This is a genomic window from Methanobrevibacter ruminantium M1, assembly GCF_000024185.1.
Lineage (GTDB): Archaea > Methanobacteriota > Methanobacteria > Methanobacteriales > Methanobacteriaceae > Methanobrevibacter > Methanobrevibacter ruminantium.
The window spans coordinates 506,222-531,562 of record NC_013790.1 but is presented as its reverse complement, the minus strand read 5'-3'; the positions used below and the strand labels follow the sequence as shown (position 1 = coordinate 531,562).

At 33.8% G+C, this 25,341-nt stretch carries 16 protein-coding genes; 7 read left to right on the top strand and 9 right to left on the bottom strand.

Translation table 11 applies throughout. From position 1 onward, the window contains the following. Positions 1–200: 200 nt before the first annotated feature. A complete protein-coding gene (locus MRU_RS01870; RefSeq protein ID WP_012955172.1) occupies positions 201–902 on the bottom strand; it encodes a winged helix-turn-helix domain-containing protein in 702 nt (233 codons plus the stop codon). Positions 903–1,068: 166 nt separating this feature from the next. Between MRU_RS01870 and MRU_RS01865 the strand changes: the two genes are divergently transcribed. Both MRU_RS01865 and MRU_RS01860 read left to right on the top strand, forming a co-directional pair. Further along, positions 1,069–1,614: a flavodoxin family protein gene (locus tag MRU_RS01865; RefSeq protein WP_012955171.1), complete on the top strand. Its 546-nt coding sequence runs from the start codon at positions 1,069–1,071 to the stop codon at positions 1,612–1,614. Positions 1,615–1,640: 26 nt separating this feature from the next. After that, positions 1,641–2,048, top strand: a complete 408-nt coding sequence (locus tag MRU_RS01860) for a flavodoxin family protein (RefSeq protein WP_012955170.1) — start codon at positions 1,641–1,643, stop codon at positions 2,046–2,048. Between the two features lie 1,015 nt (positions 2,049–3,063). On the opposite strand, the gene MRU_RS11285 is transcribed toward MRU_RS01860, so the two are convergent. Together MRU_RS11285 and MRU_RS01850 are read right to left on the bottom strand one after the other, a co-directional pair. Next, positions 3,064–3,282 carry a 4Fe-4S binding protein gene (locus MRU_RS11285; RefSeq protein ID WP_012955169.1) on the bottom strand — a complete coding sequence of 73 codons (219 nt, stop codon included), beginning with the start codon at positions 3,280–3,282 and terminating at the stop codon, positions 3,064–3,066. A gap of 11 nt (positions 3,283–3,293) precedes the next feature. Next, entirely contained in the window at positions 3,294–4,064 is a 771-nt protein-coding gene (locus MRU_RS01850) for a sulfite exporter TauE/SafE family protein (protein ID WP_227717055.1), read from the bottom strand. Between MRU_RS01850 and MRU_RS12025 the strand changes: the two genes are divergently transcribed. Then, complete coding sequence (locus MRU_RS12025) at positions 4,014–4,151, top strand: hypothetical protein (RefSeq protein ID WP_227717071.1); 138 nt, start codon at positions 4,014–4,016, stop codon at positions 4,149–4,151. The genes MRU_RS01850 and MRU_RS12025 overlap by 51 nt on opposite strands. 15 nt (positions 4,152–4,166) lie before the next feature. Here MRU_RS12025 and MRU_RS01845 read toward each other — a convergent pair whose 3' ends face one another. Further along, a complete protein-coding gene (locus tag MRU_RS01845; RefSeq protein ID WP_012955167.1) occupies positions 4,167–4,967 on the bottom strand; it encodes an ATP-binding protein in 801 nt (266 codons plus the stop codon). Between the two features lie 175 nt (positions 4,968–5,142). On the opposite strand from MRU_RS01845, the gene MRU_RS01840 reads away from it, so the two are divergent. Beyond that, complete coding sequence (locus tag MRU_RS01840) at positions 5,143–5,529, top strand: winged helix-turn-helix transcriptional regulator (RefSeq protein WP_012955166.1); 387 nt, start codon at positions 5,143–5,145, stop codon at positions 5,527–5,529. Beyond that, positions 5,526–5,858 carry a DMT family transporter gene (locus MRU_RS01835; protein WP_012955165.1) on the top strand — a complete coding sequence of 111 codons (333 nt, stop codon included), beginning with the start codon at positions 5,526–5,528 and terminating at the stop codon, positions 5,856–5,858. Before MRU_RS01840 ends, MRU_RS01835 begins: the two co-directional genes overlap by 4 nt. Positions 5,859–5,865: 7 nt before the next feature. On the opposite strand, the gene MRU_RS01830 is transcribed toward MRU_RS01835, so the two are convergent. The 3 genes from MRU_RS01830 to MRU_RS01820 form a co-directional block, all read right to left on the bottom strand. Further along, positions 5,866–6,135 carry a hypothetical protein gene (locus MRU_RS01830; RefSeq protein WP_012955164.1) on the bottom strand — a complete coding sequence of 90 codons (270 nt, stop codon included), beginning with the start codon at positions 6,133–6,135 and terminating at the stop codon, positions 5,866–5,868. A gap of 38 nt (positions 6,136–6,173) precedes the next feature. After that, positions 6,174–6,419 (bottom strand): hypothetical protein, encoded by a 246-nt coding sequence (locus tag MRU_RS01825; RefSeq protein WP_012955163.1) that lies wholly within the window; start codon positions 6,417–6,419, stop codon positions 6,174–6,176. 128 nt (positions 6,420–6,547) lie between these two features. Continuing rightward, a complete protein-coding gene (locus MRU_RS01820) occupies positions 6,548–8,044 on the bottom strand; it encodes a transposase (protein WP_012954927.1) in 1,497 nt (498 codons plus the stop codon). 466 nt (positions 8,045–8,510) lie between these two features. On the opposite strand from MRU_RS01820, the gene MRU_RS01815 reads away from it, so the two are divergent. Continuing rightward, positions 8,511–9,680, top strand: coding sequence for an aldo/keto reductase (locus MRU_RS01815; RefSeq protein ID WP_012955162.1), 1,170 nt, complete (start codon positions 8,511–8,513; stop codon positions 9,678–9,680). A gap of 241 nt (positions 9,681–9,921) precedes the next feature. After that, entirely contained in the window at positions 9,922–10,671 is a 750-nt protein-coding gene (locus tag MRU_RS01810; protein WP_012955161.1) for a HesA/MoeB/ThiF family protein, read from the top strand. A 154-nt stretch (positions 10,672–10,825) separates the two neighbouring features. Here the strand turns inward: MRU_RS01810 and MRU_RS01805 are convergent, their stop codons facing one another. Both MRU_RS01805 and MRU_RS01800 read right to left on the bottom strand, forming a co-directional pair. Beyond that, positions 10,826–12,466 carry an MATE family efflux transporter gene (locus tag MRU_RS01805; RefSeq protein WP_143714285.1) on the bottom strand — a complete coding sequence of 547 codons (1,641 nt, stop codon included), beginning with the start codon at positions 12,464–12,466 and terminating at the stop codon, positions 10,826–10,828. Positions 12,467–12,613: 147 nt separating this feature from the next. Next, positions 12,614–25,177 carry a non-ribosomal peptide synthetase gene (locus MRU_RS01800; RefSeq protein ID WP_012955159.1) on the bottom strand — a complete coding sequence of 4,188 codons (12,564 nt, stop codon included), beginning with the start codon at positions 25,175–25,177 and terminating at the stop codon, positions 12,614–12,616. Positions 25,178–25,341 lie beyond the last annotated feature (164 nt).

Here is a 25,341-nt window from a genome sequence, read left to right as displayed (position 1 = left end):
CAGCAAGTATCAACGGAGAATTAGGATTGTGTCACTTCTGGTTCCTTTTGACCAGTTCCATATTGGCGTGGGCATAATAATAACCAAATTCTCCGATACGTATAGTGAAATTTGTTCGTGAACAGTGAAAACAATATTGCTTGGCAAATTCTTTCTCAATGACACATTATAACCCGTATAAATGTGGCCAATTATTGTAATTACATTAATTTTTGAAATTGATTTATTAAGGACAAAGTTGTATAACCTTTTTTTGTGAGCAGGTATTCGCCACGGTCTTGTTTTTGTGAGATTAAACCTGCATCCTGTAGTTTTTCAAGGTGGAACAGTAGGTTTCCTCCCCTTAATTTAGTTAAATGTGAAAGTTGAGTATATGATTTGTTTTCTACATATAACGATTCTATTATGATAACCCTTTGCTTGCTCGATAACGGTTCAAATACATCGGAAATTAACATATCCACATCCAACTTTTCAATCGGTTCATTTTCATTAAGTTCATATGACACATTAATGGAATTGATCATCTTCAACTCTTCAAAGAAGTATTCCTTAAAGTTATTGTAGCATGGACTACATTCTACGCCACATACAGAATAAAATTTTTCATCCAGCTGTTCATTAAGTTTGTTGAGGTCTGTTTCTTGAGTATTTAAAAAAAGTTCTTTGAACTCTTGGACTATAAATTGTTTGCACTCTTCATTTTTGCAATTTGGGAGATAAAATTCACTACACTTCTCCCCCAGATTGTCTGCAAAATTTTTCTTGATTGAATTAGAGTAGGTGTCCCTAATGCTTTCAATGGCAGTTTGAAGGTTTTGATTGTAATTATTTTCTTTTATTGTAATCAATTCATTTTCTATTCTGTCCAGTCTTTTGATTATTTCATCACTTTCACTCATGTAATAGTCTTTGTAGGAGTGAATTTAAAAATGTTTCTATAGTGTTGTTAAAGGTTACCATTATGCACCTGCTACATTTATATAACGATTAACTATATTAATACGATCTCATATATCATAATATATAATAACTTTAAAGTTATTTCAACAAAGGAGAGTATTAATTATGGCAAAATATATCGTTATAAATGGAAGTACAAGAAAAGGAAACTCATATGCAATTGCAAATTTCATCAAAGAAAAAATTGATGGAGACGTTGAAATATTCAATATAAAAGATAAAGAAATCGGATTTTGTCAAGCTGATAATGCTTGTAAGGCAAAAGACGAATGCATAGTTCAAGATGATGCATATGATTTAATCAATGATCTGGAAGAATGTGACGGTGCATTTATTATCACCCCTATTTTCTTTGGAAGGCTTCCTGGAATGGTCGATGCTTTAATTGACAGATTCTATTCCAAATTCAATCCTGCAAAAGAGATGAAAGCACCAGACGAATCAAAAAAAATAGGTATAGTATTCAGCTATGGTGGAGGAGAAGCAGATTACACACCTGTAGCTGAACATGTCGCATTTGAATTTGGAGTATTAAGATTTGGTGCTCACAAAAATGTTATGTGTAGTGAAAACAATGATCCTAAAGGATTTGAAAGTAAAGACGACCAACAAAGCCAAATTAATGAGTTAATTAGTTGGGTTTGTGAGTAGTAATACAATTCAAGGAAGGTTTTAAAATGAAAATTGCAATAAGATATTATTCAAAAACTGGAAATACTGAAAAACTTGCAGAAGCAATAGGTGAAGCTATCGGTGTTGCTCCAAAAACAATAGATGAACCTTTAAACGAAGATGTTGACATATTGTTCTTGGGAAATAGTGTATATAATGCTGGAGCAGATTCAAAAGTCAAGGAATTCCTCAAAAATATTGATGTGAATGTTGGAAGTATTGTTAATGTCTCATCCGCAGCTCTTATCGAATCAACCTATAAGCAAATAAAAAAAGAAGCTGAAAAATGTGGATTAAACATGGATGATAGAGAATTCCATTGCAGAGGACAATTTAAATTCGTTCATAGAGGTCATCCAAACGAAGAAGATATAAACGAAGCCGTAAACTTTGCTAAAAGTATTGTCAGATAGTTTTCTCTTCTTCTTTTTTCTTTAAACACAATCTTGTACATTAAACTTCCTCGCCTTCCATAATGTGGGCCAGTTCAATAGTATTGAATGCAGGTAAAGCAGAGATTGTCTCTATTGAAAATGTAATTTTCTCTTAATATAAACATACCCCAATATTGCAAAACTAAAAATCAAAGCAACCTAGTTTGTGAATCAATATAGCTGGGTTCATTAACCTCTTTTACAACATCACCATCTTTAACTTCCCCAATCAGCAAGGGCGAATCTGGATTATGCAACTTTTGGTTCCTTTTGACCAGCTTCATGTTGGAGTTGGCGTAACAATAATTGCTTGTCATCAATTGTTTATAAATAATTTCAGCATCTTACCCTCAACTTTTCCAATAATACTCAAGTAGTTACCTTTGCATCATTAGTTGGTTCAGGTTATGTCAGTGATTATAGTAGATGTTCAGGATTTGTATTTCCACCATCCCAGTTTCACCCAGTATAGATGAAAATATTTAATTATCATGATTTCTAAAAAAAGTAGTGTAGAGAGAACATAAGTATGACAACTTTCGCATGCCCTTTCATAAAATACCTCAATTATGTTAATTAATAATATTTTACTTTTTTAAATTATATATAATTAATAGCTACTTTTTCTTTTCATGAATATTAATTCAAAATATTTGTATAAAGTTGATTGAAAAATATGCATAAGTGGTAGAACTTTTTCGTGAGTTTCAATGAAACAATGTTCTCTAACCTTTTTTACAACATCATCATCTTTAACATCACCAATCAACAAAGGAGAATCAAGATTGTGCAACTTTTTGTTCCTTTTGACTAGCTTCATGTTGCTGTTGGCGTAACACACTTTAAATTATCTACTACTTTTTAGTGAATTTTGTTTCCACATTTAACAAACAAATATAACTTGTCAAATGCCTTACAAAAATTGGACATACAAACCATTAACCTATATAAAAATCTTAACTGTTATGAGATACTCATCAATTTTTCAATTATCCTAAGATTTTTTAATCTTATAATATAATAGATATAAAAAGTGTTTAAAAATAACTGATTTTGTAAAAACATTGTTTTGACAAGTTTCTACACATTTTGAGCAATGCCTGCACTTTTCAATATCCATCAGAATATAATCATCAAATGTTTGAATCAGATTAAAATCACATGCCTTTGCACATTCCCCACAACCAATACAATTTTTCCATACCTTATACATACAAATCAAAATTATATTATGCTTAATATTATGTCGAATACACCCATCATTTGAAGGCCAATATATGATATTACGATTACCTGCAGCGCTTTTAATTTTGTAGGATTGATTTTTTTAGATAGGTTAGCAGCATATCCGGATACAATAATGCTAGTTATTGTTAAAAATACGAATTGAAGCAAGTTGACATAACCTAATGAAAAATCCGGCAATCCTTGAACACCCCAACCTAAAACAATATAACAGATTACCCCTGCAAGTGTGGTTGCGATGCTTAATGCTGAAGTTGTTCCGATAGTATTTGTTATTGGATATCTCAAATATGCCACGAAAATCGGTATGATAAATGCTCCTCCTGCGGGACCTATCAATCCGCTTGCAAGACCACATGCAAATGCAATAGAGTAAAATAATCCTGCATCAGTTTTAATATTATCTAAAGAGGTAGGAGATTTTATTAAAACTAAAAATACTGTTGATACTATACATATTACACCAAACAAAATCTTTAAAACCTCAACATCTATGTATTGAGATATGACTGCACCCAGAATGGCACCTACAAAACCAAAGACCATCATTGGTTTTAGGTGCTGTTTTACTATTAGATTGTTTTGTTTGTGCTTTCGTGTACTGTTTATCATCGTGACACAGATAACTGCAAGACCTGTTGCAAAGGTAACCGTTAGGGACGTTTTAGGATCACATCCAATTGAGGTTAAAAGATAATATTGGATTGGAGTGATTACAATTCCACCGCCAATCCCCAAAAGGCCTGCCATGAAACCTGCAAAGCAACCTCCAATCAACAGCAAAACAACATAAAAAAGCAAATCCATTATTGCACCATGCGCCCTATTGAAATTTAAATCTTAATCAAATCTTTAAATTTTTGCACAGATTTCCTTAATTTCACCTTCTACTTCCTCAAGGTTAATTTCTTTTTGGGAAAGGTTGCTTTGAGCTATGTGTGAATTATATTCAAGTTCCCCAACGACAGATATGTCATCATCCAATTGTTCCAATACCAAATCTTTAGTATTTTCATCAATTTTATTCAATATTACCATATATTCTTTGGATGCCTCTTTTGATAATGATCCTATTTTATTTGCCAACAATATTGCATCGCTTGACGGGTCAACTATTGAAATGAGTTTGTCTGCAGACTCAATTACTCCTCTTCCAATGTGTTCTATTCCCGCTGAGGTGTCGACCAATATTACTTCATTGTCTTGTAATTCAATGTGATTTAGGAAGTCTCTTGTAAGATTTCCCATCGGACAGGCACAGCCTTCATCAGGGTCGTTGATTTTTCCGGATTCAATGAATCCTATATTTCCGTTCCATGTCACATAATCGGAAGGTAAATCTGATAATTTCATATTATCCAAAATATCTATTGAATCTGAGGCTGCGTCATCTTTCAGGTTGATTTTTTCTAAAACCATACCTTTAATTCCTACTTTTAAAATTTCACCCATTATCTTATCTCTTCCACCATAATATTCCATTAATGAAGTGTCTGCAACATCAACATTAAGCATCTTGTTCAATCCGAGGTTTCCCTCATCCATATCAATTATTAATACTTTATTGTTTTTTGACAATTCCTTTGCAATTAATGATATGAATGTGCTCTTTCCACATCCTCCTCTTCCATTGATAAATATTTTTTCTTTCATTTAATTCACTTTCCATAATTTGTGTTTTAAATTATATTATAAATAAACTACAATTAAAAGGTTTTGTAACAAAAAGGTAACAAAAATAATAAGTAACCGTGTGATATCCTCTTTAAAGTAATACTTTTTAAAAATATTTAAAGGAAAAGGTTTAAATTTAACAATAGGTGCAAAAATGACAATTAAAAGAAAATTTGATAAACTGCCCCCATACTGTCAATTTGAAAAAAATCTGAATCTTATTAAAAACAAATGGACAGTATACATTTTAAGGGACATGATTCTTGGAAAAAAATATTTCAGCGATTTCAAAGAGGACAAGCCTGAACTGTCCAATAAAATCCTAACACAAAGACTTAAGGAACTGGAAGAAAACAACATCATCGAAAAAAACATCAAAGATAATGAAACATCATATCACCTGACTGAAAAAGGCCACAGGCTTCAAAACATATTATACGAACTCGCCATTTTCAATCTTGAAGAGGAATATCATGGAGAGGAACTGGAAAAAATTAAAAAAGAATTTGAACAGTTAAAATATGGGGGAAACCAAAAATGAATAATATTGCTTATCTTTTACTTGCAATTCTATTTGAAACCAGTGCCACATCACTGTTAAAAGTTGCTGAAGGTTTCACTAAACCATTGCCAACAATAGCATCAATCATATTATACATATTATCATTTTACAGTCTCAGCAACTGCCTAAAAACAGCACCAATAGGAGTTGCATATGCCATTTGGTCAGCATTGGGAATCGTGCTTGTGACAATTGTAGGGATTATCGCTTTCAAACAGACCCCTGATTGGGCTGCTATCCTTGGACTTTTACTTATCATTATAGGTGTAGGGGTGCTAAATCTATTCTCAAAAATGAGCTTACATTAATTATGAATTATTTTTTAAGGGGTTTGTCAATAAATCCAACAGTTGTCAGTGCCACTATAACAAAATAGAAATAATCAAAAGGATTGTAGCTGGTTCCAAACACGTAAAACAGAGCTGTGAATGTCATTATAATGATTGCTATTGCAATTATGATTTTGTGAAACTCTGTCTTTTTGAAGAAATCTTCAAAGGACCCCATTCGGGCAAAGCTTATCACCCTTATTAACCTTAACATTCTAAGGTATCCTAAAATGGTTCCTGGAAAATTAACGGGCATAAATAGTTCAATTATAAAATCAAATGGTATTGATGCAATCAAAAGCAGAAGATATCCCTGTCAAGCAGGAACTTTTTCTTTGACGGTGCCTTGTATAAAAAATAAAAGAATTCTCCCAAAAGGATTATGCAGACTAAAAGGTCAAAATGTTCAATGTGAGCCATTGTAGGTTCTGAAACATTTAGTATGAGTGAAACTGTAATCAATATAAAATCAAAAATTATAATATATGGCAAGATTCGATTATACCATAATTCCCATCTTTCATTAATTGTTCTTTTCATTCTGCAAACCTCATAAGATATTAAGTGCACCTTTTAAAATATAGTTATAGATAATAATCTATTTCAACTACTTATTAAATCTTTAATTTTTTAGGGTGTCCGCCAAAATAAAATTTTGACAACACCAGTTAAAATATGGTTGCTCTGACCTCTAATTTCTCTTGGACAGAAATTTTCTCACAGAAATCAACTATATCTTCTTTATCATTTTTTATTTCTTGTTCTAAGTTAAATAATCGTATTAAATTATAAGCCACGGCATCTAATAGTATTCTTTCTTCTGTCTTTGTTTTTCCTATCACTACTTCGCTTTCTATATGGAATTGTTCCTTTAAAATGCCAAAAGGTCCTTCGACAGATGACCTTTTTGCATATTCTTCCTTATATTCCTCTGTTTCCATTTTTTCCCACATTGCTTTCTTTAAACTTCCGCCATATTCGGTGATTGTTCTGTGGGTTTGGGTGGATGAAAGGCAGTTTTCACGGCAATTGCAAGCCTTACAAGCACCATAATTGGAATATAAACGCTTAATTTTGTCTGGCTTGTCCAAATCATCATTTTTTTCAGTGTATTTGTTGAAAAAATACATTATTTGGCCTTCTGGACATTCAAATGCATCAATTTCAGGGAAGTATTTGAAGTGATCCTTGTGATATGGGTTCTTGTTCAATCTTCCGATTTTTTCCTTGGATTGCTTTCTATCTGGTATAACTCCATTTATTTGATTATCTGCAAGATATGATAAGCTTTCTTCATTCAGATAGATTGTATCTGCCAATACGAATCTTGGTATTACGTTTGTGTTGTTTATTGCCTTATCTACGATTTTTGGCAATTGGTAATGGTCTGTAGGGGCTTGTACGACGTTTATTGCACAAATCATTTTTGTATCGTAATCGACTGCAGATTGGATATTATAGCTTATTTGTGAGTTTCCTTTCTTGCTTTTCATCCAACGTGCTTCTATGTCGGTTACTGGCACTGATTTTTGACCAGACAGTGTGAATTGTGTTTTAATGTCATCCAAGAGGTATAATTTTTCTTGGTTGCTGATTTTTTTATTTTCAAGAATCTCTCGGGCCGGTTTATGGAGTTTATCTAGCTCTTCCTGACTTACACGGCCTCCTTCGAAGTAACGGGTTAATATTTCAGTTTCTTTTTCTGTGATCACTTTATTTTTTGAATTGTATGCTTTTTTGATGGTTCCGTCAATGGAAACTTCGTTGAAATCAGTGTAATCCACATCTGAAGCTTTTTTTAAGGTTGCTTTTAACAATTCATTGTAATATTTGCCGTATTTTTCTCTGTATCGTTGTAATGATCGTTCTGAAGGACAAATTCCATTTCCAACGAATTTATATACGTCATGATATTTTACCATGTCTGCTAAGAATCTCATACTATCAATATGCTCGATTTTAGCATAAATAAGCAATTTTAACATCTCTTTCACAGGAAAACTGTCACGCCCTTTCTTCTTTTTATTTTCTTTGATTCCTAAAAGAGGATAATATTCGTCAATGAAATCCACAACAAAACGAGAAATATGATCCTCTGGAATGTTAAAATCTAAAGTTCTAATGCCTAATTTTATTTGTTCTTCATCAGGAATTCTTTTAACCATAAATAACACCAAAATATTAACCCTTTGTTGATATTATTTATGTTTAAAGTAGTATATAAAGTTTACTATAATATTATTGCTTTATTTCATATTTAAAGAATAATTAACAAGTAAAAAATTTTTTCAAGGTGCAAGCACCAAAATTAAAAGAAAACAATAGAAAAAACATCGAATTTTAAAAAAATAACTAAAATAAATAACTTAAAAAATTGAAAATTTTAAACTTTTTTAAAAAAATAGCTTTTTGGCGGACCCTCTTTATTTAAAAAAAAATGTCAATTCAAAAGACATGATTTTACAAGTTTTAAGCTCACTATTATCTTATAAAAAAACCTATAAAAAACCTAAAAAATCTATTAAAAATCTTATTAAAAAATGATATTAAGTAAAAAGACCAATATTAAAATATCTATAAAATTAAAAATAAAAAATTATTAAATATTTTAATAAATCAACAGGTAACACAATGAAATATAGAACTTTAGGAAAAACTGGAGAAAAAGTTTCCATTTTAGGATTTGGAGCAATGAGATTGCCTCATTTTGAAACTAATGATCAAATTGATGTTAAAACATCTGATGAAATCTTAAGTTATGGAATAGATAATGGAATAAATATTATTGATACTGCTTATTCATATCATGCAAATAACTTATCTGGAAAAGGAAAGTGTGAAGAGTACATTGGAAACTTCCTAAATGAGCATTCTTATAGAGACGAAGTTTTATTGACTGCAAAAATGCCAAGCTGGCTGATAGAGACAAAAGAAGACATGGAAAAAATCTTTGAAAGCCAAATGAAAGATCTTCAAACAGATTGCATTGACTTATACATGCTTCATAGCCTTAATGAAGACTATTGGAAAATGTATAGGGAAATTGGTGCATTTGAATTTATGGACAGTCTTTTAGAAAGTGGAAAAGTAAAGCACATTGGTTTTTCTGCCCATACTGAAATGGATTGGATAGTAGACATTGTAGATGACTATGACAAGTTTGAGTTTGGCCTTACCCAATTGAACTATCTGGACGAGAGATATCAGTCCGGAAGGGAAGGGGTGGAATACATTCACAAGATGGGCCTTGGAACTATGATTATGGAACCTCTTAGAGGAGGACGACTAATCCAGAACATTCCTCAAGACATTATGGACCTTTGGGACACTGCAGAGGAAAAGAGAACTCCTCTTGAATGGGCATTTCAATATCTCTGGAATATGGAAGAAGTCGATACAGTACTCAGCGGAATGAATTCAATCCAACAGGTCAAGGAAAACATTGAGATAGCAAATAAGTCCGAAATAAACTCAATCAGCAAAAATGACTTGAACCTAATCAAGGAAGTTGCATGGGAATATAAGCAAAGAAAGGGAAATGACTGTACAGGATGCCAATACTGCATGCCATGCCCTCACGGAGTGGATGTTGCAGGATGCTTCAGGGAGTACAATATTGCAAAAATGCTGAATAACCCTGCAGGAAGCGCCATGCACTATTTCTCATTGGAAAGCGACACAAGGGCAGACAAATGCATACACTGCGATGACTGCCTATATCATTGCCCACAAATGATTCACATCTCTGAAGACTTAAAGAAGGTAGATGAGTTCTTTGGGCGAAAATACGACTATTTCTAGTGAGATAAGTCTTTAAATCCAGTGCAAACCCACTTAATTTTAAATGAAATATTTGTTCAGAATCCATGAATGAGATAAAAAAATAACAATTGTTATATATGATGATGATAAAATATTAAATAAGGATTTACGATATATATTAATAAGAGATTTCAAGACATAATTAATAATGAAACATATAAGAATTATTTAGAAAAAAATTATAGTAATTATTTAAAAAAATTTATAGGAATGTGGAAATGTGCCAGAAAGATATAAAGGATTTGGATACTGGGATATAGCAACCCGTCAAATGGGCATTGTAAGTAAAAGCCAACAGACAAGATTTAAAGATGCTAAAGTAGCAGTCATAGGATGTGGAGGCATTGGAGGAGAAACAATTTTAATGCTTGCACGTATGGGAATAGGAGAATTAATCATTGTAGATAAGGATGAATTTGACTTATCCAACTTAAACAGACAAGCGATGAGTAGCATAGACACATTAGGACTTTCTAAAGCAGATGTTTCAAAAGAAAAAGTAAGATTAACCAACCCATACACAAAAGTAACTGCAATCAACGAATTCATCAATGAGGATAATGTGGAATACTTCAAGGACTGCGATGTAATATTGGATGCATTGGACAATCTCTATACAAGAGTGATCCTAACAAGATTTGCAAGGGAAAACGGCATTCCTTATGTCCATGGAGCAATCCACGGAACAAAAGGACAGGTTACAGTATTTACAAAGGACACCAAGTCCTATGAAGAGATGTTCTCACTTCCATCCCTTGGAAAGGAACTGGGAGAGGAAACAAAAGAGGAAATATCAAAATTAACAAAGGGAGTTCCTCCTGTAATTGGACCTACCCCAAATATAGTGGGGTGCTTGGAAGCATTTGAAGCTTATAAGTTAATTACAGGCATTGGAGAAGTCACCTATGCTCCAAAGATACTTAATTTTGATCTATTAAACTTAGAATCTTTTAGTGTTTTAGAATTATAACCATTCTAAAACCCCTTTTTTCATACAGCACCAAATCATACAGCACCAAAAATACCTAAACTTATTCTTATGAATTTGGATATCGATTTAATGAATGGGAAAGGACCAATGGAGTCCAAATAATAAAAAACCCCTGATTTTTAACGCCCTAAAACTAGGCCCCATCAATCAAATATTCTACATTATTAAATCCCAACACTTCACTAACTTTGATTTTATCTTGGGAAAAGGACTTTTCAATATCCTTCATCACTTCTCTATTTCCCTCATCTTTCATATTGATAACTATCTTATCACCATAATCAATCAATAATATCTCCACATGGACTTTTTCATTGTTTGAATCAAATATGGTACCTATAATCTTATCCAATGTTTCAATAGATGAATCATCCACATTCAAACTCTTTAAATGATTAAACATTTCAGATTTCACAGCATCATTCTTGCTTTCTAAAGTGTAATTTCTTGTTTTTTCAATCAATCCCCTTCTAATGAAAAACAATCCTGAATATTCGCTATCTTTTCTTTCAACCACCTTAACATAAATGGATACAGCAACTATTGATAGAATAAAACCTAAAGGGAAAGATAGCCAAACGCTGGTTATGCCTATGAATGGATATAATAGGTATGTAAAAAATAATGGTCCAAGAAATTCAGAAATGACTGTAATGATTCCAGATTCCACAGTTCTTTCAATCCCTTCATAATAAAACAAGAGCATAGTTGAAAATGCCATAGGTATGAATGCCAATGAGTATATCCTAATCGCATTTTCCACTAATCCATCATTAGCGGTTTGGTGAAGTTTGAAAAACATCAATAGACCATCAGGATATATTAAGAGGAATGCAGTGAATATCACCGAACAGACCAATGTTATTATAATTGAATTTCGCACAATATGATGAAGATTATAGAAATCATTTTGGGCATAATAAATAGGAACAATGGAAGATAATGTTTCGGCGAATCCCATGATTAAAATGCTTATTAAAAGCAATGCAACCACACATACATTGAATATATCCAAGCCCAGCTCTCCTAAAACTCCGCCAACAATTAAATTCATGATATAGATCAACAATACATTAAAGAAGCCCATGCTTGCCCCTGGAAGACCTATCTTGATTATTTCAATTGTTGAGCGTATCCAAGTCCCAAATTTCAATTCGGAAAAAACGAATCGGAAAGTTCTTTTTGAATCAAAATGATACTTTAAAGTACACAATAATCCAACTGCATAACCTATCATCATCGCAAGTGATGCCCCTTCAATGCCCATATGAAAAACACCAAGGAAGAGATAATCTAAAATTATATTGATAATATTTGCAACAATAATTACTCCTGAAGCAAAATTCGGTTGCCCGTCAACACGAATAAATTGACATAATACTCCCAAGATAGTTGCAATTGGGAAACTGATGAATAAATATGGACTATATGCGTTTACATAAGGCAGTGCTCCAGCAGTCGGATGCAATAGATTAATTAAGGAATCTTTAAATAAAAAGCATACCAATAAAATCAAAACTGATAGAACTATTGTTGCAAGCATTGCAGTTGTGAAATAATGATTGCTTCCACCTTCATCAAATTCCGCCTTTTTATTCAAAGCTAAAATTTGACCTCCCAGTCCAAACAGCCATTCAAATATTGTAATTAACAATACCAAAGGCTCTAAGACCTGTAAAGCCGCCTGTGCATTGTGTCCGATAAAGGTTGATACAAAACTTGCATCAACGACTGAAGCTATGTTTAAAGCCATAGCTATAAGCAGTGACGGCAACAACAATTCCCTAAATTTATGAGTTATATTTCATTTGACATACTATCCACCTTTTATTCAAAATTAAGAGAAATAATTTCATTTGACACGAATTCACCTTTTATTCAAAATTAAGAGAAATAATTTCATTTGACATTAATCCACCATTTATTCAAAATAATCAAACTTATTCAAATAATCAAACAATCGTTTAAGATACTCTTCATCTGCTTCAGGCCAATCAAATCCTAACGAATGAAGAATATCAACAGTCTGTTCAATTTCCACATTCTCCTCGAAATCGTCTTCCTCATCAAAGTCATCAATTGAAAAATCGGCAGTTATTATACCCTGTATATTCTCATTCATGTTTTGTTCGTAAATCTGTTTGAATTCTTCGAAATCCACTTCTTCAATTCCGTAACCGTATGTATTCAATGCATCAACAATATCCCTATGGGAAATATAATGATTATTCATACAATGGAATACCCTGGATTTCTCTGGAGTCTTAGACAATGCAAGTATTCCCTTTGCAACATAATCTATTTGACTCATGTCAACCTTTTCACTAGCCATTGCAGGATTCATAGCTCCTAATTTTTTAATGGTTTTAATGTTATTTAAAAATGCATTTGTATCATAATTTTTCTGGAACACACCATCTGAATAACGGCTCATAAGATTTCCAACTCTGATTATCTTTACTGGAAGCCCTTTAGTTGCAGCTTGCAGAACCGCCCTTTCAGCTAAAAACTTACTGCATACATATTTGTTTTCTAGATCCTGCTCATAATATAATGTCCTTTCATCATATTCCTGATTCGGATATGCCTCTTCATTTAAGGAGTATGATGAAAGAACGCTGATTGTTGATATCTGTACATATTTTATGTTATTTCTAGTTTGGGCAAATTTAAGTCCATTGATTACTCCATCGACATTCACCCTGAAGATATAATCATCGGCAGTATAATGCTTTACAAGTGCGGCCGAATTTATCACCGTATCAATAGGCTCATCCTCAAGCTGTTTAAAATCATCGATTTCAGTTATGTCCCCTTCGATTGGAATGATGCGTGAGCCGACGAGATCAGTGAAATCCTCATCAAAGTAATCATTCATCACATCAATCAACCGTTCCTGACAGGAATCAAACTTGCCTTTCCTTAACATACAATAGATCTTTCCTTCCTCACTTTTGATGAATTCATATAGGATATGGATTCCTAAAAATCCTGTAGCTCCAGTCAATAGGACATTGCCCAATTCCAGATTTTCACCATCAAAGAAGTTTTCCCATGTATTCTCTTGGAGAAGCTCATTGATTTCGCCATAATTGTAGTTTTTGATGATATCATCAGTTAAATCCAAGTCCTCTTCGCCAATGTCTTCACCAGACAATAATTTCGCCAGTGCTCTAGGAGTTTTATTCCTGAATATGTCATCATATCTTACACTATATCCCTGTTTAAGAAGTTCAATAATTAATTTTGATGCAATAAGTGATGTTCCACCGATTTCAAAGAAATTATCCTCTACACCAACTGTTTCTATATTCAATATAGATGAAAATATTGCACAGATCTCATGTTCAAGCCTTGTTTTCGGAGCCACATAATTCAATTCCACTTTTGGCTGCGGAAGTCTTTTGATATCCGTTTTGCCGTTTGGAGTTTGAGGCATCTCATCAAGCTGCACAAACACTGTCGGTATCATATAATTAGTAAGGCGGTCCTTTAAAAACTCCTTTAAATCATCAGAGTCAATTTCGCAATTAGCAGTGTAATAAGCGCATAAGTGATCAACATTGTTAATCTCTTTAATCACAACAACAGCCTGCCTTATATCCTGATATTTGCCAATGTTTGATTCGATTTCACCGATTTCTATTCTCAATCCTCTGAGTTTGATCTGATTGTCAATTCTTCCCTTAATGTCAATCTCTCCATTTGGAAGTTGGATTGCATAGTCTCCGCTTCTGTAATATGGAATGCCATTGATGGTTAAGAAAACTTTTTCTGTCTTTTCAGGCATATTGTAGTATCCTTTTCCAACGCTCATACCTCCAATGTACAATTCACCCATTACCCCATTAGGGACCAACTTGCCGTCAATGTCGCGAACATCGGTGACATAATTTTTTAAAGGAGGCCCTACAGTCAAATCATTTACATCAGTAACTGCCTTGTTGTTTGAGGTGATTGTTGTTTCGGTCGGACCGTAACTGTTATAGACAACAGCATCACTATATTTTCTCAAGTCTTCATAGACTTTTGCTGAAAACTGCTCGCCTCCAAGGAAAATACATTTTAAACAAGAAATCACATTACAGAACTCTTCCAATTCAAGATAAGAGCCTATTCTTGAAGGAGTGATCTCTAAAGCCTCAGGCTTATTCTCATCAATCAATTTAATAAGTTCCGGAAGAGTTTTGATTTGAACATCATCAGCCAATATCAATTTCAATCCATTTGAAAGGGATGTCAATATGTCATCAACAGATACGTCAAAAGAGATGGTTGTAATGCAAAGAAGACTATCATAAGTGGATTTAGGGTTTTGAGCCTGATTGCAGATGTTCTTATGACTAATCATCACACCTTTAGGATTGCCTGTTGAGCCTGAAGTGTAGATCATATAGGCCAAATCATCCGGAAGAACCTCAACATTTGGATTTACAACAATTTCCTCTTCAAGAAGCTCATAAACATTTAATGAATTCTCTGAAGTCTCATAGCTTATGATATAATCCGCCTGGCTGTTTTCATAAATGTAGTTGATTCTTTCGGAAGGGTATTCGGGATCGATAGGAACATATGCGCATCCTGCCTTCAGGACACCTAAAATGGAAGCAATCAAATTGCTATCCCTCTTAAGCATTATGAGAATATTGCTTCTAGGCTTTACGCCCCGCCTAATCAATGCATTTGCAATCCTATTGCTTTTCTCATTCAAGTCCCCATAAGTTAAGGTGGCATCACTTGCAACCAATGCCACATCACCTGGCTTTTCAACAACCTGCTTTTCAAAGCGCTTATGAATAATCGGAGTGTCAATCTCTTCAAACTCTGGAATTTCCCCTTCAACCAATTCAATATCCCTTATTCTCAATTTATCCATATCATGTACAAAGAACTGGAATAAGATATATTTTATTGAACGTATGAACTGATTAACATACTCTTCTGTATAGATTTGATCATTATACTCCAAATACAATGTAATAAATTCCCCATCATCAAAGATATCCAAGTTTATCTTATAATCAGTTGAAACAGTACCGTCAAGGTCAATCGCCTCATAAGTCCTGCCATCAAGCTCAACTTTACTTTTTAATGATTCATGGAATGCATAGAAGAATTCCGGCTTTAACTGATAATCCTCTGCAAGCTTTGTGTAGGGATAATTGCTATGGGTCAATGCATCTTTCCAGGCCTTATCAACCAATTTTATATAATCTTCAACCATCATGTCACGATTTTCAGCATTTACAATGATAGGCAATGTTTTAACCAACATTCCTTGAGTATTGTCATAATTTGAGTTTGACCTACCATTGAAGATTGTTGTAATCAATGATTTTCCGCTGAATGTAAATTTATTAAGGCATAAAAGTGTAGCGCCCATAAATAAAACGTTCGGACTTATTGAATAGTCCTTACAGAAGTGCCTGACAAAACTGGAGCCTACCTGATCTGAAATGAGCTTAATGTTTCCAATATCTGGATTGCCATTCATATTTGGAGTTAGAACAGTTGATTCAATGCCTTGACTAAACTGTTTCTTGAAGAAATTCTCTGAGACTTCGCTAAGGGAAATTTTCTCTTCAATCAGGCTGTATTCATATCCATCAATTTTTTCAGCCTCGATTTCCTCATTGTTATATGCCTTAGCCAAATCATTGAAGAAAATGCCTTGAGAAACTCCATCTGTAATGATATGATGGAAATCAGCAAACAATATTGTTTCTGTAGGTGTCTTATAAATCTTAAATCTCAATAGCTGATTATCATCCAATGGAATTGGCTTTATGTCCCTGTCCATTATCTGCCTATTGCTGATAGAATCTATTTCGACGATTTCTATCTCCTCGATTTCAACGTCGTCACATCTCTTTTGCAATATCTTTCCATCATCAGTATTGATAATCCTTGTCTTGAGATATGGATGTGCATCAACAGTCCTGATAACGGCGTCCTTAAGCTTATAAGGATCGATGCTGCTTTCAAACCTTATTGCATATGGCATGGTGTATTTGATTTTTTCAGTCTGCATGCACTCATAGTAGATTCCCATCTGATTTGAGGTCAATGGGAAATAATCCATATCCTTTGCAGTCTCAATGATTTCATCAATGTCTATTTCAAATTCTATATTATTGTCAATCTTATCTGCAAGGGACTTGATTGTCGGATTTGTAAACAATGAAGTTATGTCAATATTCACATTCATTTCATTGAAGATCATTGAGTTCAATTTCATTAATGTTAAGGAAGAGAAGCCCAATTCATATAGATTGTCTGTTGTGCCGAAGTTAGTTGTATTGGCAATGGATGAAACAAGTTCAACTAACTTTTCTTCAGTTTCCCCTTCAGCTTCAACATAATCCAGATTTAATTTTGGCTTTGGAAGTCTCTTAATGTCTGTCTTGCCATTTGGAGATATTGGCATCTCATCAAGCTGCATAAATACGGTTGGAACCATATATTCAGTCAGCTTATTTCCCAGATACCTTTTCAAGAGCTTTATGTCTATCTCTTCATCAGCTGTGAAATAAGCGCATAAATGTTCAGCATTATTGATTTCCTTAATCACAACTACAATCTGCTTCATATGTGGGAATCTGGCAATATTGGATTCGATTTCACCAAGCTCTATCCTCAATCCCCTTAACTTAATCTGATTGTCGATTCTTCCTTTAATTACTAAATCACCATTTGGAAGTTCAATTGCATAGTCACCGCTTCTATAATATGGAATATCATTAATAGATAGGAATACTTCCTTGGTTTTTTCTTCCATATTGTAATATCCTCTAGATACTCCTTTACCTCCGATGTATAATTCTCCCATCACTCCATTAGGAACCAGTTTTCCATCAATATCCCTGACTTCAGTTATGCAATTGTGGAGGGCCCTTCCAACAGTTATATTCTCCGCATCACTAAGCTTATGGGTATTGCATGTCACTGTTGTTTCAGTCGGGCCGTAAATATTATACAATTCTAAATTAGGATACTCTAAAAGTCGTGAAATTAGGTCTTGAGGTACCATCTCTCCACCAAGACCAATATACCTGAAGTCAGGTACTTGTTTGGCGAATTCCTCATATTCCAGATATTGCTTAAACCTTGATGGTGCGGAAAATGTAAGTGAATCCGGTTTTTCTCTTTTAACCAATTCAGCCAATTCCTTAATATTCTTTATTTCACTATCGTTAGCCAGCACCACTTCCAAACCGAAGGTCAATGGCATGAAATCAAGCAGAAATGCATCAAAAGATACTGTTGAAAGGGCAAGAGTCCTTTTCATTTTTGAATATGCATTATAAATTACACTACCCTCATCTTTGGAGAATAAGTTTGTAATATTCATATGGCTGGTCATTACTCCCTTAGGATTACCTGTAGAACCTGAAGTGTAAATCATATAAGCCAAATCATCTGGATCAATTTCCACTTGAGGATTTGAGGCATTCTCCTCTTGGAGCAATTCATTAATGTCAATTGAATTTTCAATTCCCCTATCTGCTATAAGATAATCTGCCTGACTGTTTTCAAAAATATAATCGATTCTGCCCCTAGGATAGTTAATATCAATAGGTATGAATGCACAGCCTGCCTTTAAGACACCTAAAATAGCTGAAATGAGATTGCTGTCCCTTGGAAGCATTACCAAGACATTGCTGTTGGCTTTGATTCCCTTGTTTATAAGAGCATTGGCAACACGATTTGCCTTTTGGTTAAGTTCACCATAGGTCCATGAGCCATCGCTTGCAATTAATGCAATCTTTTCGGGAGCCTCATCAACTTGCTTTTCAAAACGCTTATGGATAAATGGAATTTCCACATCAACAAATTCATGCACTTCCTCATCATCCTTTAATTTTACATCACAGATTCTATAATTGTCCATATCATTTTCAAGGAATTGAACTAAAATGCTCTTCAGGGATTCTATGAATGTTTTAACATAATCTTCACTGTAGAGCTGGTCGTTATATTCCAAAATAAGATTAAACTCATCACCATTATCATAAACAGCTAGATTGATTTTGGATTCAACTGTAACCATATCAACCCCAGCTAATTCTTGTGGAATGTACTCCTTGCCATTTATCATCATTTCATCAGACTCTAGGAATTCATGATAAGCATAGAAGAATTCAGGTTTTAATTGATATTTCTCAGCTATCTTAATATATGGATATGCACTGTTTGTCAAGGTATCTTTCCAGCTTTGGTCAATGGATTTAATGAAATCCCTAAGTGATGCCTGCCTGTTTTCATTATTGATAATAAACGGAACGGTTTTTACCAAAAATCCTTGAGTATTGAAATAGCTTGGACTTGACCTTCCATTGAATATTGTTGTTATCAATGTCTTATCAGAGAATGTGAATTTGTTCAGGTTTAAAATTGTGCCTGCCATAAACAAGGCATTTTTGCTTATGGAATTATCATTGCAGAACTCATTAATCAATTCTGAATCAAAAGCATAGGAAAGATTTTTTATTTTACCCTCATCAGGATTTCCATTAAGGTCTGGAGTCAGAACAGTGGATTCTATTCCTTGAGTTAACTTATCATCGAAAAATGCCTCTGCAGATTGATATATTTCACTGTTTTCGGCTTCTTTTTCCAAAAGACTGTAGATATATCCATCGATTATCTCTTCGGATATTTCTCTATTTTCATAGATATCGGCTATATCTCTAAATAAATTGTTTTGGGATACTCCATCAGTGATTATATGATGGAAATCTGAGAATAAGACAATCTCATCAGGGGTTTCATATATTTTGAATTTGAACAATTGACTGTCCTCTATAGAAATCGGACCCACATCATTTCGGACAATGTCCTCATCGCTAATGCTATCGACTTTAACAATTTCAATATCGTCGATTGCCACATCATCACATCTTTTCTGCCTTAATTCACCATCATTATTTACAATTCTTGTTTTAATATATGGATGTGCTTCAATAGTGTCAATGACTGCCTGTTTAAGTCTATTTGCATCAAGATCACTGTCAAATCTTACTGTTGTAGGCATCGTATACTTAATCACATCCGGATTTTGCATACATTCATAGTAAATCCCTAATTGATTTTCAGTCAACGGATAATATTCCAAGCCTTTAGCTGATTCTATAAGCTCTTCAAGGCCAGAATCCTTTTCAAAGGAATTGTCAATTTCTATTGCAAAGTTTTTAACTGTTGGCTCATTGAATAATATGGAAATGTCTAAATTCGCCCCCATTTGCTCATAGACTATGGAATTTAATTTCATTAATGTCAAAGAGGTAAATCCAATGGCATATAAGTCATCTGTAATACCAAACTCATCAGCATCCACAAGAGATGAGACAATATCATATAATCTTTCTTCAGTTTCACTCTCAGGCATCACCAAAGCCAACTTAAGCTGAGGTTCAGGGAGCTGTTTCAAGTCTGTCTTGCCGTTTGGGGTTTGAGGCATCTCATCAAGCTGCATAAACACAGTCGGAACCATATAACGAGTGAGGCGATCTTTTAAAAACTCTTTTAGATTCTCAGTATCGATCTCTTCATCGGCAGTGTAATAAGCACATAAATGGTCGTTGTTGTTGATTTCCTTAATTACAACAACAGCTTGCCTTATATCAGGATATTGGCCAATATTGGTTTCAATTTCGCCGATTTCTATTCTTAATCCTCTGAGTTTGATTTGGTTGTCAATTCTTCCCTTAATGTCGATTTCGCCATTTGGAAGTTGGATTGCATAGTCTCCGCTTCTGTAATATGGAATGCCATCGATAGTCAAAAACACCTCTTGGGTTTTTTCAGGCAAGTTATAGTATCCTTTTCCAACACCGGTACCTCCAATGTATAATTCACCCATTACACCATTAGGAAGCAATTTGCCGTCAATGTCACGAACATCAGTGACATAATTAATATGAGGAAGCCCCACAGTCAAATCGTTTACATCAGTAACCGCCTTGTTGTTTGAGGTGATTGTTGTTTCTGTTGGACCGTAACTGTTATAGACGACAGCATCACTATATTTTCTTAAATCTTCATAGACTTTTGCTGAAAATTTCTCCCCTCCGATGAAAATGCACTTTAAGCAGGATATGACATTGCAGAATTCCTTTACCTCAAGATAGGAGGCAAGTCTTGAAGGAGTACTATCCAAAATTTCAGGCTTATTCTCATCAATTAACCTAATCAAAGCAGGAATATTTTTGATTTGAACATCATCAGCAAGTATCAGTTTCAATCCATTTGAAAGAGATGTCAATATGTCGTCAACAGACACGTCAAAAGATATGGTTGTAATGCAAAGAAGACTATCATAAGAGGATTTAGGGTTTGAAACCTGATTGCAGATATTTTCATGGCTAATCATTACACCCTTCGGATTACCAGTGGATCCTGAAGTGTAAATCATATAGACCAAATCATCAGGGCCAACATCAACATCAGGATTTTCAAAATCGCCTTCCTTAAGCAGCTCTTCAATGTCTAAAGACTTTTCTCCAGATTCGTTAGCAATAATATAATCCGCTTGGCTGTTTTCATAAATGTAGTTTATTCTCTCTTGAGGATATTCTGGATCGATTGGGATGAATGCACAGCCTGCCTTAAGGATTCCCAAAATAGAAGCAATCAGATTGCTGTCCCTTGAAAGCATCACTAAAACATTGCTTTTCGGCTTGACTCCTCTTTTAATCAAAGCATTTGCAATGACATTTGCCTTTTCATCCAATTGCCTGTAAGTCAATGTGGCATCACTTGCAACAAGAGCGGTTTCATCACCTTTATCAGTTACCTGTTTTTCAAATCGCTTATGTAAAATAGGCATATCAACAGGTGTAAATGATAAGGGTGTCTCTATACCTTTACCCAATTCTATTTCACCAATGCTTAATTCTTCAATATCCGATTCAATTAATTGATTTATTACATCGATGATGCAATTTAAGAAGGTGTCAATGTAATCTGCGCTATACAATTGGTCATTGTACTCAAGGAATAATTCAATATTGTCCCAAGTCTCATTAACTTCCAAAGATATCTTATAATTGACTTCAAGTGATTTCAAATATTTGACTTTATAAGTCTTGCCATCAATTGCAATTTCTTCAGCATCAAGATTATTGTAGGCATAGAAAAACTCTGGTTTCAATCCAAACTCTTCAGAGATCTTAGTATAAGGATAATCAGAATGATTGATGGTTTCCATCCAGATGTCATTGACTGAACTTAAATATTCCTTAAATGACAATGTCCTATCATCATTGATTGAAACAATCGGAAGGGTTTTAACCAGCAATGCCTGTGTGTTGATGTAGGATGAGTTTGACCTTCCATTGAAAATGGTTGTAATCAAAGTTTTGTCATTGAATGTGTACTTGTTTAGGTTGAGCATGGTTACTGCCATGAATAAAACATTAGGGGTTATCCTGTTTTCACTGCAAAACCTGTTGACCAATTCGGAGTCGATATTTTTGGAAATTGATTTTAAAATTCCCTCTTCAAAATTGCCGTTGAGATTTGGAGTGAGTACAGTGGAATCAATTTCTTGAGTTAACTTATCCTGGAAGAACTTTCTAGACAGTTCATATTTTTCACTGTTCTCATTCTCACTTTCAATTATGCTGTTAATGTAACCGTTGATTGTTTCCTTTTCAATTTCAATTCCTTGATATGCATTGGAAATATTTGTAAAGAGCTTATCTAAGGATTCACCATCGGAAATGATATGGTGGACATCTGAGAATAAAATTGTTTCGCTAGGAGTCTTATAGATTTTAAATCTGAATAACTGGTCATTATGCAAATCAAATAGCTTTAGATTTTCCTTTTCGATTTGCTCATCGGAAATACTATCAACATTAATAATTGGAATATCATCAATATCTATTGAATCATCACGTTTAAGCATCACTTTACCTTTTTCTAGAACAATTCTGGTTTTAAGATAAGGATATGCCTCAATTGTCTTGATGATAGCGTCATGTAATCTGTCAGCATCAATTTCACTGCCAAATCTTATTACTGATGGGAGATTATATTGTGCAAGCTCGCCGCTTTGAATGCACTCATAATAGATTCCCATTTGATTTTCTGTCAATGGATAATAAACCATATCCTTAGATGATTCTATTACACCATTCAAGTCCAGAATATCATTGTTTTCTATTTCCTTTGCAATATTTTTAATTGTAGGATCATTCAATAATGAAATAATATCTAAATTAACACCCATTTCCTCATAAATCCTTGCATTTAATTTCATCAGTGTCAATGAAGTAAATCCAATAGCATACAAATCATCGGTAGTACCGAATTCCTTTGTTTTGCTGATTGATGAAGCAATTTCATGCAAGATTATTTCAGTTTCACTCTCTGGAAGGGTAAATGACAATTTAAGCTGTGGCACTGGCAGTTGTTTCAAGTCTGTCTTGCCGTTTGGTGTTTGTGGCATCTCATCAAGCTGCATGAAGACAGTAGGAACCATATAACGAGTAAGGCGGTCTTTTAAAAACTCTTTTAAATCATCACTATCAATCTCTTCATCGGCAGTGTAATAAGCGCATAGATGTTCATTATCGTTAATCTCTTTAATTACAACTACAGCCTGTTTGATATTTGGATATTTGCCAACGTTAGACTCGATTTCGCCGATTTCTATTCTTAATCCTCTGAGTTTGATTTGGTTGTCAATTCTTCCCTTAATGTCGATTTCGCCATTTGGAAGCTTAATTGCATAGTCTCCGCTTCTGTAATATGGAATGTTATTGATGGTCAGGAACACTTCTGCAGTTTTTTCTGGCATGTTGTAGTATCCTTTTCCTACACCGGTACCTCCAATGTACAGTTCACCCATTACACCATCAGGGACCAATTTGCCGTCAATGTCACGAACATCGGTGACATAATTAATATGAGGAAGCCCCACAGTCAAATCGTTTACATCAGTAACCGCCTTGTTGTTTGAGGTGATTGTTGTTTCTGTTGGGCCGTAACTGTTATAGACGACAGCATCACTATATTTTCTTAAATCTTCATAAACTTTTGATGAAAATTTCTCTCCTCCAATGAAAATACACTTAAAGCAGGATATGACATTGCAGAATTCCTTTACCTCAAGATAAGACCCCATTCTTGAAGGAGTAATTTCTAAAATTTCAGGCTTGTTTTCATCAATTAACTTGATTAGAGCTGGAATATTTTTGATTTGAACATCATCAGCAAGTACCAATTTCAATCCATTTGAAAGGGATGTCAATATGTCGTCAACAGACACGTCAAAAGAGATGGTTGTAATGCAAAGCAAACTTTCATAAGTGGATTTTGGATTTGAAGCCTGATTGCAGATGTTTTTGTGGCTGATCATTACACCTTTCGGATTTCCTGTGGACCCTGAAGTGTAGATCATATAGGCCAAATCATCCGGGTCAACATCAAGCTCAGGATCATCTGAATTGCCATCCTTAAGCAACTCTTCAATGTCTAAAGACTTTTCTCCAGATTCGTTGGCAATAATATAATCTGCCTGACTGTTTTCATAGATGTAGTTTATTCTCTCTTGAGGGTATTCAGGATCGATTGGAATGAATGCGCAGCCTGCCTTAAGGATACCTAAAATGGAAGCAATCAGATTGCTATCCCTTGAAAGCATAACTAAGACATTGCTTTTCGGCTTGACTCCCTTAGCTATCAATGCATTTGCAATGACATTTGCCTTTTCATCCAATTGCTTGTAAGTCAATGTGGCATCGCTTGCAACAAGAGCAATCTCATCCCCCTTCTCCACAGCCTGCTTTTCAAAACGCCTGTGAATCAAAGGCATTTCAACTTCAGTGAAGATGAGATCTTCATTTTCACCTACAATAGCAATGTCGCAGATATTTGTCTTATCAATATCCGAAGTGGCTATTTCTTCAAGGATTTTTTCAAGGCTTGATATGAATAGATTGATGAACTCCTTTGTATATAATTCATCATTATAAGATAAAAAGAGAGAAACAGTTTCATCATTTTCAACAATGCTTAGATAATTGGAATATTCTGCATCTGATTTTAAATCCTCATCGAACGTAAAATAAAATTCCGGATTTAAAGGAAGGTCATCCTTATCAAAATACTCATCGAATTCCAATGTTTTAATATAATTCTCATGAATTTTTTCTAAAAATTCCCTAATTGAAATTTGTCTGTTTTCAAATTTAGCAGCAAATGGAACATTATTTTGATTGAAAATTAAGGTTTCATTTGAAAAATTGAATTTATTAAGTGTTAAAGTTAAACTTGCCAATATAAGCTCATTGATTGAAATTGAATTGGACTTTGCAAATCCAACTAAATTATCTTTTTTAATTTCATATTCTGACTTTTCAATTATGCATTTTTCCTTTTCTCCATTCTTATTTGGAGCAATTAAAGTGGATTCATCAAAATCCAGACATAATCCTGATAAATATTCACTGAAAAAATCATTTGTTTTATCATTCATTATATCAAACCTTCGAATTATTAAGACAAAATTATTATGTCTACATTATTATGATTAATATTATTATAAATTATATAATATAATATAAAGAATATGCAATATATAAGTTATCAAAAAAATTATTATATTTAGTAAGAAAATGTAGAGTTTAATCAACAAAGCAA

Excerpts from the sequence above, each read along its gene's own strand:
- MRU_RS01845 (WP_012955167.1), bottom strand. The coding sequence starts at position 4,967 with ATGAAAGAAAAAATATTTATCAATGGAAGAGGAGGATGTGGAAAGAGC.
- MRU_RS01830 (WP_012955164.1), bottom strand. The coding sequence starts at position 6,135 with ATGCCCGTTAATTTTCCAGGAACCATTTTAGGATACCTTAGAATGTTA.
- MRU_RS11285 (WP_012955169.1), bottom strand. The coding sequence starts at position 3,282 with ATGTATAAGGTATGGAAAAATTGTATTGGTTGTGGGGAATGTGCAAAG.
- MRU_RS01865 (WP_012955171.1), top strand. The coding sequence starts at position 1,069 with ATGGCAAAATATATCGTTATAAATGGAAGTACAAGAAAAGGAAACTCA.
- MRU_RS01820 (WP_012954927.1), bottom strand. The coding sequence starts at position 8,044 with ATGGTTAAAAGAATTCCTGATGAAGAACAAATAAAATTAGGCATTAGA.
- MRU_RS01815 (WP_012955162.1), top strand. The coding sequence starts at position 8,511 with ATGAAATATAGAACTTTAGGAAAAACTGGAGAAAAAGTTTCCATTTTA.
- MRU_RS01840 (WP_012955166.1), top strand. The coding sequence starts at position 5,143 with ATGACAATTAAAAGAAAATTTGATAAACTGCCCCCATACTGTCAATTT.
- MRU_RS01800 (WP_012955159.1), bottom strand. The coding sequence starts at position 25,177 with ATGAATGATAAAACAAATGATTTTTTCAGTGAATATTTATCAGGATTA.
- MRU_RS01860 (WP_012955170.1), top strand. The coding sequence starts at position 1,641 with ATGAAAATTGCAATAAGATATTATTCAAAAACTGGAAATACTGAAAAA.
- MRU_RS01850 (WP_227717055.1), bottom strand. The coding sequence starts at position 4,064 with ATGGCAGGCCTTTTGGGGATTGGCGGTGGAATTGTAATCACTCCAATC.
- MRU_RS01825 (WP_012955163.1), bottom strand. The coding sequence starts at position 6,419 with ATGAAAAGAACAATTAATGAAAGATGGGAATTATGGTATAATCGAATC.
- MRU_RS01870 (WP_012955172.1), bottom strand. The coding sequence starts at position 902 with ATGAGTGAAAGTGATGAAATAATCAAAAGACTGGACAGAATAGAAAAT.
- MRU_RS01835 (WP_012955165.1), top strand. The coding sequence starts at position 5,526 with ATGAATAATATTGCTTATCTTTTACTTGCAATTCTATTTGAAACCAGT.